The sequence below is a fragment of the Nocardioides massiliensis genome (assembly GCF_030811215.1).
GTDB classification, from domain to species: Bacteria; Actinomycetota; Actinomycetes; order Propionibacteriales; family Nocardioidaceae; genus Nocardioides_A; species Nocardioides_A massiliensis.
This window is the reverse complement of sequence record NZ_JAUSQM010000001.1, coordinates 398,502-411,558: the sequence shown is the minus strand read 5'-3', so window position 1 is coordinate 411,558 and position 13,057 is coordinate 398,502. Positions and strand designations below refer to the sequence as shown.

The 13,057-nt window shown below is 69.8% G+C and carries 12 protein-coding genes; 2 read left to right on the top strand and 10 right to left on the bottom strand.

The features are described from left to right. Window positions 1-29 precede the first annotated feature (29 nt). From J2S59_RS02205 to J2S59_RS02185, 5 genes are all read right to left on the bottom strand, one after another. Complete coding sequence (locus J2S59_RS02205; protein WP_306825450.1) at window positions 30-896, bottom strand: HNH endonuclease signature motif containing protein; 867 nt, start codon at window positions 894-896, stop codon at window positions 30-32. A gap of 1 nt (window position 897) precedes the next feature. Continuing rightward, on the bottom strand, window positions 898-1,716 hold the full coding sequence (locus tag J2S59_RS02200; RefSeq protein ID WP_306824765.1) for a DDE-type integrase/transposase/recombinase: 819 nt from the start codon (window positions 1,714-1,716) through the stop codon (window positions 898-900). A 200-nt stretch (window positions 1,717-1,916) separates the two neighbouring features. Continuing rightward, window positions 1,917-2,351, bottom strand: coding sequence for a hypothetical protein (locus tag J2S59_RS02195; protein ID WP_068124549.1), 435 nt, complete (start codon window positions 2,349-2,351; stop codon window positions 1,917-1,919). Next, window positions 2,311-2,889, bottom strand: a complete 579-nt coding sequence (locus J2S59_RS02190; RefSeq protein ID WP_306824764.1) for a DUF222 domain-containing protein — start codon at window positions 2,887-2,889, stop codon at window positions 2,311-2,313. Before J2S59_RS02190 ends, J2S59_RS02195 begins: the two co-directional genes overlap by 41 nt. Window positions 2,890-2,987: 98 nt before the next feature. Beyond that, window positions 2,988-3,299: a hypothetical protein gene (locus tag J2S59_RS02185; RefSeq protein WP_306824763.1), complete on the bottom strand. Its 312-nt coding sequence runs from the start codon at window positions 3,297-3,299 to the stop codon at window positions 2,988-2,990. Window positions 3,300-3,411: 112 nt separating this feature from the next. On the opposite strand from J2S59_RS02185, the gene J2S59_RS02180 reads away from it, so the two are divergent. Beyond that, complete coding sequence (locus J2S59_RS02180) at window positions 3,412-3,777, top strand: hypothetical protein (protein ID WP_181642591.1); 366 nt, start codon at window positions 3,412-3,414, stop codon at window positions 3,775-3,777. Beyond that, window positions 3,774-5,222, top strand: a complete 1,449-nt coding sequence (locus J2S59_RS02175) for an IS1380 family transposase (RefSeq protein WP_306824762.1) — start codon at window positions 3,774-3,776, stop codon at window positions 5,220-5,222. The genes J2S59_RS02180 and J2S59_RS02175 overlap by 4 nt, the downstream gene beginning before the upstream one ends. Window positions 5,223-5,561: 339 nt before the next feature. Here the strand turns inward: J2S59_RS02175 and J2S59_RS02170 are convergent, their stop codons facing one another. The 5 genes from J2S59_RS02170 to J2S59_RS02150 form a co-directional block, all read right to left on the bottom strand. Next, window positions 5,562-5,723 carry a hypothetical protein gene (locus J2S59_RS02170; RefSeq protein ID WP_181641944.1) on the bottom strand — a complete coding sequence of 54 codons (162 nt, stop codon included), beginning with the start codon at window positions 5,721-5,723 and terminating at the stop codon, window positions 5,562-5,564. Window positions 5,724-5,736: 13 nt separating this feature from the next. Continuing rightward, entirely contained in the window at window positions 5,737-7,104 is a 1,368-nt protein-coding gene (locus tag J2S59_RS02165; RefSeq protein ID WP_068120692.1) for an FtsX-like permease family protein, read from the bottom strand. Then, window positions 7,101-7,763, bottom strand: coding sequence for an ABC transporter ATP-binding protein (locus tag J2S59_RS02160; RefSeq protein ID WP_068120694.1), 663 nt, complete (start codon window positions 7,761-7,763; stop codon window positions 7,101-7,103). The genes J2S59_RS02165 and J2S59_RS02160 overlap by 4 nt, the downstream gene beginning before the upstream one ends. After that, the gene (locus J2S59_RS02155; RefSeq protein ID WP_068120695.1) at window positions 7,760-8,296 is read right to left on the bottom strand and encodes a PadR family transcriptional regulator; all 537 of its coding nucleotides are present in this window, start codon (window positions 8,294-8,296) and stop codon (window positions 7,760-7,762) included. Before J2S59_RS02155 ends, J2S59_RS02160 begins: the two co-directional genes overlap by 4 nt. Window positions 8,297-8,524: 228 nt before the next feature. Next, window positions 8,525-13,033, bottom strand: a complete 4,509-nt coding sequence (locus tag J2S59_RS02150; protein WP_068120697.1) for an FtsK/SpoIIIE domain-containing protein — start codon at window positions 13,031-13,033, stop codon at window positions 8,525-8,527. Window positions 13,034-13,057 lie beyond the last annotated feature (24 nt).

Below are 13,057 nucleotides of genomic sequence, written 5' to 3'. Positions count from 1 at the left end.
TGCCCTGAGCGGAGTCGAAGGGTCGAGATCTATGTCCGTCTGTGGAACCGGTAGGAGCCATCGGCGTGGCGGGTGTTGTCGTAGGTGGGGTCGTGGACACGGTGGTGGTGCCAGGAGCAGAGCAGGACGCCTTCGTCGAGGTCGGTCCGGCCGCCGTCGCACCAGGGGTCCCCGGCGTGGTGTGCTTCGCACCAGCGTGCGGGGATCGTGCATCCCTGGGCGGCGCAGGTGGGGTACTTCAACGCGAGTGCTTTGCGTTGGGCGGCGGAGAACAGCCGCTGGGTGCGGCCCAGGTCGAGGACCTCGCCTTCGCCGTCGAGGACGGCGGGGACGATCCCGGCGGTGCAGGCGTAGCGGCGGACCTCGGTGACCGGGATGGTGCCGTCGTCGGGGAGCAGCCCGACGCCGAGTCCGTCGCGGAGGTCGTCGAGATCGATGCGGACGATGATGGTGGTGGCCATCCCGCCGTGCTGGGGGAGCTTGTTGGGGTCGTAGGCGTCGAGGAACGCACAGAACGCCTCACCCAGCACCCGCTCGTGCGACAGCTTCGCCCCGGTGGCCTCGTCGGTGGTGGCGACGGACTCGATCCCGAAGATGCTTGTGCCGTTTGTCTTGAGGGCCTCGGTGAGTGCGGTCTCGCGGCGGGGTGCGGTGAACGCCTCCAGGTAGCCGCGCAGCCGCTTGGCGTAGTGCCGCGGGATCCGCGCGCTGATGTCGGCGGTGCCATCCCCACGGTGGCGGATCTTCATGCGAGTCTGCGCTTCGGCCTCGCGCAGCTCCTTCTCGAGCTGCTCGCGCTCGTGGTCGGCGAACCCCTCAGGATCCAGGTGGGACCACACGCAATCGGCGAGGCGGGTGAGTGCTTTGGGTCCCCACTTCTGGGCGAGCCGCGCGATGTCAAGCTGCGTGGAGTCGTTCCAGTTCGGTTTGCGGTTCTTCTGCCTTCGGGAGGTTGATACCCACGACCTCCGATGGCGCGGGTGTGCGGGGTTGCCGCCGGAATCGTTCGGGGTGCTTCTCGTAATACGCCTGTTGGGTCTGCTCGCGTCGTGCCCAGGCGTGCCGCCAGGTGCCGTCGTGGACCTCATCCGGGGAGAACAATGCGATCCCGGAGTGCTTGTGGTTCTGGTTGTACCAGGGCACGTACCAGTCGACGTAGGCGCGCGCCTCGTCGATCGTCGCGAAGACGCCGGGGTAGTTCGGCCGGTACTTCATGGTGCGGAACTCCGACTCGGAGAACGGGTTGTCGTTGCTCACGCGCGGCCGATTGTGGGTCTGCGCGACCCCGAGGTTGTGGAGAAGGTCCTTCAATACCCCGGAGCGCATTGCAGGCCCGGAGTCGGCGTGCACCGCGTCGGGGATCCCGTGCTGGCCGAACGCGTCTTCGAACATCTCGACGGCGAGGTCGTCGACCTCGCGTTCCTCGACGCGGCAGCCGACGAGCTTGCGGGAGAAGATGTCGATGATCGAGTACGCCTTGAATGCGACACCGCGCCACGGGGTGCGCAGGTCGGTGATGTCCCACGACCACACCTGCCCAGGGCCAGTCGCTTCCAGCACCGGCGCCTCCCGTGCCGTCCGGCTGCTGCTGCCGCGCCGGGTAGGCGCGACCGGGCGGGCGGACTGATCCTCGATGTCCGCTGCGATCCGCCACCACGAGCGGCGGGAGGCGAGCATCACCCCGTCATCCCACGCGGACGCGAACGAGTGATCCACCGAGTGTCCCGCCGTCCAGCCGGCCATGATCCGGCGCGCGATCTGGGCGCGGTCGGCCTCACTGACCCGAGACGGGCACGCCCGGTCTTTGTGCGGTATCGGTTCGGCGACCTGCTCTCGCGGTTTCGACCGGTAATGCCACGTCGATCGAGCGACCCCTGCAAGTTCGAGCGCCTGCCGCTGCGACCCCATGATCGCCGTCAGCTGTCCGACGAGGTCGTTCTCGGCGTCGAGGAATCGGACGGATCGGTCGTCGGCCGGTTCACGGCGGGCTCTTGCTCGCTCATCTGATGCAAGAGCCCGATAGCTTTTCCCAGCGCCTCGTTCGTCTGCTCCAGTTCACACACTCGCGCGTTCAGCCGCGCGAGCTCTGCTTCCTGCGCTGCGCGCTCCCGGGCTCTCTGCTTCTCGATGCCGGTGCGCTTCTCCGGAGGGACGGTCACAAGGCCACCATCTCGCGGGATCAGCCCACGATCGAGATCCCCGTCGAACACCGCTGACCTCCATCGTCGGAGGCGGTCATAGGAAACTCGCTGACTCTTGAGCCAGATCGCCTTCTGCCCATGCGGCTGGATCTCGTACTGATGCACGAACTCACGGATCTGCTCCGTCGTGAACCCCGCACTGATCGACATAGCCGCCAACTCCCTCGCTGATCGTGAATGACTCACGACCAGCCTGGCGAAGAGGGAGCTCGACCAAGTCGGACTCGGCCCGGCGGCGGAGCTCGCGCGAGACGGAGGGTGGTGCTTTGTCGAGGGCTTTGACGACGATCTCGGCCTGCGACATCCGGACCCGTCCGTCCCGCACGGCAGCACCCAGGTGTTGGTAGCGGACCCGGAGAGCTTCGCCCAGGTCCTGGGCACGGGCGATGCGTCCGGGGTGCTCGCGGGTGGCATCGGCGACCCAGATCGCCGTACGCCGAACAGCGGTGTCGGCAGCGACATCATCAGCAGCAGCCAACACCTCGTTGCGCAACGCCACCACCCGGTCCGCGAGCTCGGTGAGCTCGGTGAGCATGGCCTTCTTGGCCTCGGTGGTGGCGAACAACGGATCGACATCCGCGACATCGTCGAGGGCTTCGCGCACCCGGGACACGCAGGTCAGCACGGGATGCGAAGGACGCTGCGCCCCGCTCCGATCCGTGACCTGTCCACCCGAGATCTCTGCCATACCCGGACTCAACCAGACGCCACCGACATTGATGATCGCCGCAGTATCGGGGTGCCGCACGAGTACCTGCCGATGTCCAGACGTGCCGATGGGCGACGTCAGTCCTTTCGCAACCGCCGTCCGTCGACGCCCTTGTCGGTTCGAGTCAGCGTCAGCCGATCGTCGTCGGTCCAGGTGGCAAGCACCCCGTGAGCCTCTATCGATCCGTTGCCGCTCGCGACCTCGGCCCACTGCCCATCGCGACCACGGAAATAGACGTCGACGTTCAGGTCGGCGCCGTCCCCGTTCGCATCGACCAGTGCGGCAGCAGTGTCGCCGTCGACCTGTAAGTCGATCACTCGCGCATAGCGGGGATCCCACCCGCCGATCTCAATCGCAGTGCGGGCGTCGAAATCGGTCATGAAGTTCATCGTGACATCCCCGATGGGCAGGACCGCTCCACGAACCGAGAACGACCGCCGGCTGGTTCATGCCATGAAGCGTCCGCTCATGCCGATGCTCGGATGACGGAGACTGACTGTCGTGAAGCCCTACCACATCCGGTTCATGGCCGAAACCGGCTGCGCCTTCGCGCTGTGGGGAGACCCCGGAAGACCCCTCCCGCTCAACGGCGACGAGGACGCGGAGGACCTAGAGAACGTCCTGCCCATCTCTGACGACCTTCGTCTCCGCATTCTTGATTGGGCGAACCGCTACTACCGGTATGACGGAGGCGAGCGCGACCTGGACATGTGGGACTTCGACGGTCGTGGCATGCACCTAAGCCCGGATCCACCGATGAACTTGGGCGGTGAGCGTGGCGTAGAACGAGAATGCCCTTGCTGGGCGGGAGAATCGGAGTTCTTGAGGCAACGATTCACACCAAGAGCAAGGGCATCTCTGAGGTGAAACTCTCTCACACGCTTCGATCGACGTCGGCGGTCTTCGATGACCCGAATCTCGTGTCGGCCGCAGGCCTGGTGCCGGCGCTCGCGTTGGCCGAGTCCGCCGGCCTGCGTGACCTGGCAGATGAGCACCTGAGCGTGCCGACGGACAAAGGCGCGAACGCTGGGTTGAAGGTCACCTCGCTGGTCGGCGGGATGGTCGCCGGCGCGGACAGCATCGATGACATGGCGCTGCTGCGTCATGGCGGAATGGGGCGGCTGTTCACCCGGGCGTATGCGCCCTCGACGTTGGGTTCGTTCCTTCGGGCGTTCACCTTCGGGCACGTCCGCCAGCTCGACGCGATCGCTTCGCGGTTCCTGATCGCACTGGGCGGCCTCACCGGTTTGCTCGGCGCATCGGCAGACCCCGCAGCCAGCGACACCGACACCGACCTCGAGGTGGATCGCGGGTACGCGTTGGTCGATGTCGACGACACGATCATCGAGGTCCATGGCTATGCCAAGCAGGGCGCAGGGTTCGGCTATTCCGGGGTCCGTGGGCTCAACGCGCTGCTTGCCACCCTCACCGTCCCCGGTGGGGCCCCGGTGGTCGTGGCCCAGCGTCTGCGCAAGGGTTCGACCGGGTCACCACGCGGCGCGAAGCGTCTGGTCGGCGACGCGGTGCGAACCGCCCGACGGCTGCTCGGGAAGAACCGGCCGATCCTGGTGCGGATGGACTCGGCGTTCTACGGTCGCAGACCAGTCCACGCCGCGATCGCTGGTGGGGCCGCGGTGTCGGTGACGGTGCGGATGGACAAACGCATCAAGGCGGCGATCGAAGCGATCGCCGACGATGCGTGGACCACCATCGAATACACCGACGCCATCTTCGACGAGCCGAGTGGCCGCTGGATCTCGCGAGCCGAGGTCGCCGAGATCGACTTCACCGCGTTCGCTGCGCAGAAGAAGTCCGACCACGTCCCGGGCCGGCTCGTAGTCCGTCGCATCCCGGACTTCAACGCCGAGAAGAACAAGGCAGCCGGCCAGGACACCTTGTTCGACACCTGGCGCTTCCACGCCTTCTTCACCACCACCGACGCCGACGTGCTGGACACCGTCGCCGCCGACAAGATGCACCGCCATCACGCGGTCATCGAACAAGTCCATGCTGACCTCAAAGGCGCCGCGCTGGCACACCTGCCGTCGGGGGTGTTCACCGCGAACGCCGCCTGGCTGGTGCTCGCCGTCATCGCGTTCAACCTCACCCGAGCCGCCGCGAGCCTGACCGATCGGGAGTTGGCGAAGGCCACCACCGCCACGCTCCGTCGCAAGCTGATCATCGTGCCGGCAAGGGTCGCGACCTCAGCACGCCGGATCACCCTGCACCTGCCCCATGCCTGGCCCTGGGAGAGCGCCTGGACGGCACTGTTCGACCGAGTCAACGACCCGCCGCCAAGCCTCGCAGCCTGACCACCCAGCAGCCCGCCGCTGCGCGAACCGAGGACCAAGTGGACGACACCGGACAACGAGGTCCGGCACATCGACATGCCCGCGGCTCCTCATGACCAGACGAACCGGATCAGGCGCTCAGCGCCATGGCCATCGGTGGATCCGGGCTAAGCCGGGAGCTGCAGAACGAGCTCGGTTCCGCGTACCGGGTCCACTACCATTTCACGTTCGCAGGAGGACGCGACAAGTGGATGCCCCTTGTCGAGGACGCGCCCTGCCCCGGCTGGACCGCGTCCTAACGTCCGCTCATGCCGCTGAGCGCTCATGCCGAGGCCAGCGCGCGATGATGCTGTGTTGTCCTCAGGTGAAGTGGACGTGGCCGCACTTGTGGCACTCGAACAGCCGGACCCCTCCGAACTCGTCGACTTCGTCGGAGATGAGCTGCCATTCGTGGCGGCACGCGCGGTGGTGGCGGCGGTGTCGGGCGACGAGGTCGGCGCCCTCGAGGACCTTCCTAGCCATCGCGATGCATCCCTCAGGCTGTGCGCAGGTTGTCGGGGTCGGCAGCCTTGCGGATCCACGGTCCGGTGATCACGATGGCGAGTCGGATCGCGAGCCACACCAGACCTGTAACGAGGCCGAGCGCCAAAGCTGTGGCGACGGCCCAGGCAGGTCCGACGCCCGCGAGCGGGATTCCGATCACCAGGGACCCGAGCATCGTTCCGCCGGTCGCCATCGGCATCGCCACCAGTCCGACCTCGGCGCGCTGGGTGCGCGCGAGGAGGTCGGAGGTACCGCCGAGGGCCGCGAGCGACGCCACGGAGCGCTTCCGGTCGAGTAGGGACTCGACGGAGTGGACGGCGAGCGAGCCGATCACCGCGAGCAGGGCAAGCACGAGCGCGACGCCGATGAGGCCGATGGCGACCAGGTAGTACGACCGGTCGCCAGGCGCCTGTGTCTCCATGATGTCGCCGGCCATGGCTGCGGCACCGCCGGCCACGAGTCCTATGGCGCCGACGGCGGCAGCGGCCCGGCCTGCGGGACGAGGGTCCCCGGCGAGTCGGCGCGCGGCCAGCAACGCGGGGGCGGTCTTCGCCCTGCGTGCCACGCGGCGCCCGACGACGTATGCGGTCCAGGGGGCCAGGTTGATCAGGCCTAGGACGAGCAGCACGATCGCGAGCAACGGTGCGACGACGTCGAGGAACGCGGACGAGCGAAAGAGGACGAGGCTGAACACGCCGAACCCGATGCCGGCGGCAATGAGGAGCAGGCCCCACGGTCGCGGCGGACGGGACGTCGTGCGTCGCGTGATGCCCAGCGGGGAGACGATGACGCCACGGTTGGCGGCCGTTCCTACGAGGACTCCGAGCATGGTGACGACACCGATCGTGAGGAGCACGTGCCACCAGGCGGGTGCCACGGTCGTGGGCACGAACGCGAGGGTCGAGCCGTGCAGAGTCACTCCCGGCTCGCAGCAGGTGGCGTCGGTCGCGGTACCGCCGAAGGCCGCTCGCACCAGGAGGTAGACGCCGTAGCCGGCGACCGCGCCGAGGAAGGCAGGCGGGCCGACCTCGAGGCCGCCGAGTCGGCGCACGTCGCTGGGAGTCGCGCCGGCTAGGCGGAGCGCGGCGAGACGGCGTTCGCGCGCCGAGGTGCCGAGCCGCACCGCCTGGAACAGGAGCAGGAGGGCGGGCAGCGCCAACATGACCACGCCGAAGATGAAGCCGCCTCGTGTTCCGGACTCGGCGACCACGCTGTAGAGCGCCTCGTCGGGGTACGCGGGGAGCAGGAGCATCGCTTGGCCGACGAGCAGAAGGCCCGAGACGACCGCGGTGCAGGCCGCCAGCAGTACGGCGCGACCGCGACCGCCTGCGAGCGTCAGGTTCCACGCAAGGCGGATCATGCGACCACCCCGTCGACCAGCCGGACCTCGCGGTCGGCGCGGGCGGCGACACGGTTGTCGTGGGTGACCGTGACGACGGCGGCGTCGGCCTCCTTGGCGGCGTCGTAGAGGGCGATGAGCAGTGCCTCGCCGGAGACGGTGTCCAGGGCGCCGGTCGGCTCGTCGGCGAAGACGACGCGCGGGGAGGTCACGAGCGCCCGGGCGACGGCGACGCGCTGTGCCTCGCCGCCGGAGAGCTCGCCCGGTACTGCGTCCGCCAGCCCCGCGGCGTCGAGCCGCTCCAGCCAACTGCGCGCGAGGCGGTCCGCCGACGCACGGTCGTGGCGCTCGAGCATGAGGGGGAGGGCGACGTTCTGCAGAGCGGTGAGCTCGGGCACCAGCTGCCCGAACTGCAGCACGACGCCGAACTCGCGTCGGCGCAGCCGTGTTCGTGCCGCTTCGGAGAGGTCGTCGAGACGGGTGCCGGCGTACCGGATCTCGCCGGCCTCGGGGCGCAGGATGCCGGCCAGGGAGAGCAGCAGCGTGGACTTGCCGCTGCCTGACGGGCCGGTGATCGCCACCCGCTCGGCCGCAGCAACGTCGATACTGACCCCGCGCAGCGCCTCAGTGCGGCCGTACGCCTTGTGGAGGCCACGGGCCTCGATCAGTAGGTCACTCATGACAGTTCTCCCTGGTGGGTCGTGGCGGACTGGGCGATGCGGGCGGCTGCGGCCTCCAGCCAGCGCAGGTCCGCGTCGAGGTGGAAAACCGCATGGTCGATGGCGGAGCGTCCGGCAGGGTCGGTGGTCGCGTCCTGTGCGACGAGCAGCTCGCGCATGCGGTCCAGGTGGACCTCGCGCTGCCGCTCGAGATAGCCGCGCGCGTCCACGCCGAGGCGGAGGGCGGTGACCGTCTTGCGCACCAACTCGTCGGCCGGATAGGGGCCGGCCCTCTCGGCCTCGGCCAGCCAGCGTTCGAGCTCGGTGCGTCCGGCGGCCGTGAGGGCATAGACCGTGCGCTCGGGGCCGCTCTCTTGCACCGTCTCGGCGATCTCGACCAGGCCGTCGCGCTCGACCCGCTGAAGGGCTGCATAGACCTGGCCGTAGGCCAACTCCTTGGCGCCCGGGAAGCGGGCGTCGTGCTCGCGCTTGAGGTCGTAGCCATGTGCTGGCCCGGCCGCAAGAACTCCGAGGAGTACGTGGGAGATGCTCACGCGACAACTATACACACAATGCATACACTGGGTGAATAGTTCGGTCGACTCTTGAGCAAAGGCTCGATGACCCTCCCGATGATGCCGCGTTGCGGGCGCTCGGAGACGCACGCTTCTGCCGCGACCTGCTCGGTTGCGTACACGCCCCAGTGAAAGGCCGCAGCCGCGGAGCGAGCCACGCCGACGGACACGTGACGCCGGCCGGCAGGCACCGCTGCGACGGGTGCGTCAGCCGGTGATGTCGGGCAGCGCCACCTGGATCGTGCGCAGCGTGCCGTCGCCGTCGTTGACCATCGCCCGCCCGCTGGTCGCGGCGTTGCCGAGCGCGCTGCGGGGGACGCGGACGCCGATCAGCTCGCCATCGGTGATCGACTGCGGGGAGATGAGCAGGCCCTGGCGGCCCTTGAGGTCGACCTGCCAGCCGCTGAACCCGCCACCGACCTCGGCGGAGTCGCCGCCGAGGATGATCGCGCGACGGTTGTCGGCTGCGGTGCGGGCGAAGGACTTGAGGTAGTTCTTGGCCGGGATGTCCTTGAGCAGCTCGCCGTCGTCGACGACGAGCACCACGGGTCCCTCTCCCTCGTCGAGCACGGGCGCGAGCATCTCCTCCGACAGCTCGCTGTCGGTGAGCACCGCGCGGATCCCCTCGCGCCCCTCCAGCTGCCGCAGCGGTGACGGTCGGGGAGCGGCGATGACGACCTCCGCGCCGCCGCGCAGCAGTGACTCGACCGCGCACAGCAGGGCCGTGGAGCGCCCGGAACGCGACGGCCCGGCGATGATCGCCGCCGGTGTGCGCTCGAGGTCGAAGCCGACCGCGGTCAGCTCGTCGCCGCCGACGCCGACCATGGCCCACAGGCCGGGGATGGCCTCCTCGTGGCGCAGCGCCCAGGCGTCCTCGAAGGTGATCCGGTTGGGCAGAACGTCGACGCGGAACGGCCGCAGCGCACGGGGTACGTCGGCGTACTTCTCCTTCGCCGCGGCAGCAGCGGCACGCACGGCCGCAGCCTGGGCCTGGCCGGACGGGTCGGGGCCGAGCAGGGCGAACTGCAGCTCGATGGCGCTCTCGGAGCGGAAGCCGCGCCCCTCGGGGATGTCCTCGGGGAGCTTGCGCGCCTGCAGCGACATCATCGCGTAGTCGCCACGGTCCGGCAGGCGCAGACCGATCTTGTCCTCGATGAGCGAGCCCATCCGCGCGTTGACGAGCTGGCGGTCGCCGGCGATGACCAGGTGGATGCCGACCGAGGCCCCCTCACGCAGCAGCGCCTGGATCTGCTCGTGCGGCGCGCCACCGTCGAGCTCGGACAGCGACCCGAGGAAGCCCTCCCACCGGTCGAGCAGCAGCAGGATGTGCGGCAGCCGGTCGGCCGGGTCGGCCACGCTGGCGCGCAGCTCGCCGAGGTCGGCGTACCCACCCTCGGCGAGCAGCTCCTGACGGCGCGAGACCTCCGCCGAGAGCCGGCTCAGGAGCCGGGTCGCGCGGTCGGTCTGCGTGCGCTGGACGACCGCACCGCAGTGCGGCAACTCGGCCAGTGGCAACAGTGCGCCGTTGCCGCAGTCGAGGCCGTAGACGTGGACGTCGGCGGGGCTGGCCAGCGACGCCACCGACACCGCCATCGTGCGCAGCGCCTGCGACCGGCCGCTGCGCGGACCGCCGACGATCGCCAGGTGGGAGAAGGTCGCGAAGTCGATCGCGGAGTGCCGCCGCGCCTGCTCGGCCGGAAGGTCCTCCACGCCGTAGGGGAACGCAGGCAGCGCCGGCGCGACAGTCGGGGCGACCTCGGCGAGCAGATCGTCGAGCTGGACGTCGGTGGTGAGCGACGGCAGCCACGGACTGTGCTGGGCGGGCAGGCCGAGCTGGTCGTTGGCCTGCCGGATCGCGTCGACCAGCACCGTGAGGTCGGTGATCTCCGCGTCGTCGACGGCCTCGACCTTGGGCTTCGTCGGGATCGGCTGGGGGAGGCGCTGCAGCGTCAACGGCGTCATCCACGGCGGCTCCTCGGTCTTCACGACCGTGCCGGGGCGACGACCGCCCACGCGCCCGGACTGGAACGGCACCAGGGAGTTCGCACCGAGGCGGACGTAGGCACGTCCGGGCGTGCTCTTGGCGATCCGGCCGGCCTCGGGGGAGTCGATGACGTCGGTGGACTCCGAGCCGTCGGTGACGCGCAGTGCGATCCGCAGGTTGGTGTTGGCCCGGATCTCCGGGGAGACCACGCCACCGGGGCGCTGCGTCGCCAAGATGAGGTGGATCCCGAGCGAACGGCCGCGCTGGGCGACGTTGACCAGGCCGGTGACGAAGTCGGGCAGCTCGCGGGCGAGCGATGCGAACTCGTCGATGACGATGAGCAGCCGGGGCATCGCGACCAGCTCGGGTCGCTTGGCCATGAGGTCGACGTAGTCCTCGATGTCCTTGGCGCCGGCGTCGGCCAGGATGTGCTCGCGGCGCGTGAGCTCGGCCCCGAGCGAGACCAGGGCCCGCTCGACCAGGTGGGTGTCGAGGTCGGTGACCATACCGACGGTGTGGGGCAGGTCGACACAGTCCTTGAACGCCGCGCCGCCCTTGTAGTCGACGAGGACGAACGTCATGCCGTCGGGACGGTTGGACACGGCCAGCGAGGCGACGATCGACTGCAGCAGCTCCGACTTGCCGGCACCGGTCGTGCCGGCGATCAGGCCGTGCGGCCCGTCGCGGCGCATGTCGATGGCGAACGGGCCGTCGAGGGAGATGCCGATGACCGCCTCGGTCGAGCGCGGCATGACCGCCCACCGGGCCTTGATGACCTCCGGAGTCGGCGGCTCGATCTCCATGACCTCGACCAGCCGGCAGGCGTTGGGGAGCACGGAGTCGCTGTCGCCGCCGGAGATGTCGCGGACGGGGGCGAGCGCGCGCGAGACCCGGGAGAGCCACAGCTGGTCGACCTGGTCGGGCACGATCCGGTCGACCACCGTCACTCGCTGCTGGCGCAGGGTCACGCCGTCGGGCGTCTCGACGACGACGGCCGTGGCCTCCTCCGGCAGCAACCGCTCCTCGCGGTCGAGACAGATCGCCCGGATGCCGAAGGTCGGGCCCTGCTTGAGGAGGGCGACGACGCCCGGCAGCGACCGCAGCCGACGGGCGCCGTCGATGACGACGACGATGTCGGGCCCGAGCCGTCCGGGAGCACCGCTGCGCTGTCCGGCGGCCTTCTGCCGTGCGCCGAGCATCGACGACAGCTCGGCGATCCGGCGCGCACAGGTCTCGGCGTCGGTGCCGAGCGTGACGACGGTGTCCTGGCCGTTCTGCGGACGCGCGTGGGGGAGCCAGCGCAGCCAGTCCCAGGCGTCGGCGTTGTCGGTGTCGGTGAGCACGTAGACCTGGCTGTCACGCGGGCTCTGCAGCACCGCGATCTGCGCGACGAACCACGACGCGATGCGCCGGGGGAGGTCGCCACCGCCGGCGATGCCGACGACGCCACGCTCCCGCAGCGGGACTGTCACCGGGACGTCGTACGCCGTGCGGATGGTCTTGCGCTTGTGCTCGAGCTGCTCGGGGTCCTCGACGACGACCTCGGACTCCAGGTCGCCGATGCCGATGCGCAGCGAGAGGTAGTCGGGGTCGTCGGTACGCCGCTCCCACAGCCGCACCCGCGGCCCGGTCGCGATCAGCAGCGCGAGCGCGGGATCGGGCGCCTCGTTGCGGCGCGCCTGCCGCTCGTCGACGAGCGCCTGCGCGGCGTCGGCCTCGATGCTCGCCTTCTTCTCGCGGTACTCCGCCATTTGCTTGCGGTAGGTCAGCTTGCCCGTCTTGCGGCCCTGCAGCCACGAGCCGAGCATCATGATGGGCGAGAAGAAGCCCATCATGAGCATGTACCAGCGGTTGAGGATGAGCGCGAGGCTGACCGCGGCCACCATCGGCATCAGCATCACGATCCACGGCAGTCCGCCGCGGTTGTGCTCCTGCGGGACGGTCGGCAGCTTGAACTGCGTCTTGCGGTCCGGGGGGAAGAGCCGGGGCGGCCGGTTGTAGTCCACCCAGCCGGGGTCGGGGCTGTCCTCGACCGCGGCGTCGGGTCGGGTCACGGCCTCCAGCTCGAGCAGCACGGTGCCGACGGTGAGCTGGGCGCCCTGCTCCCAGGTCGCCGGCTCGTCGCTGAGGGGTTCCCGGTCGAGCGCGAGGGGGACCTCGACCGAGGGCAGCGCCTCGGCGAGCACGTCGGCGGCGCCCTCGGCCGCGCGGACCTCGACCGTCCCGTCGAGGGAGATGGTCAGCTCGACGGCCGTGGGCGGGACGCGTGGATCCTCGAGCACGACGACGCAACCCGGGTCCGAGCCGATGCTGGCCTCGCCGAACGACAGCCGGTGCACCGAGCCGGCGCCCGTGCCGGAGACCACGCGGACCTCGACCAGCCCCTCGGGCTCGTCGAGGATCGACCCGACCGGGTCGTCGAGGGAGAGCAGGGAGCCGGTCTTCAACCCCGAGTCGGCCAGCGCGACCTCGGGGTCGAGGGGCTCGCCGCGGTGATAGAGCGTGTGGCCGCTCGCTGTGCCGACCAGGCTCGGGGTCGAGCGGCGGGACGCGAGGCTGATGACGTCGGCGCCGCCTGCGACCGCGAGCTCGGGCGTCTCGGTGCCCGGGGTCGCCAGGACCCGGACCAGCTGCTCGATCACCTCCGCCACCGGGGTGGCGTCGTCGGCGTCGATCACGACGTCCTCGTGGACCCCCCAATGCGGGTCGATCACCGTCACCTCGACTCGCATGCAGTCAGGATAGGGCCCTGGGGC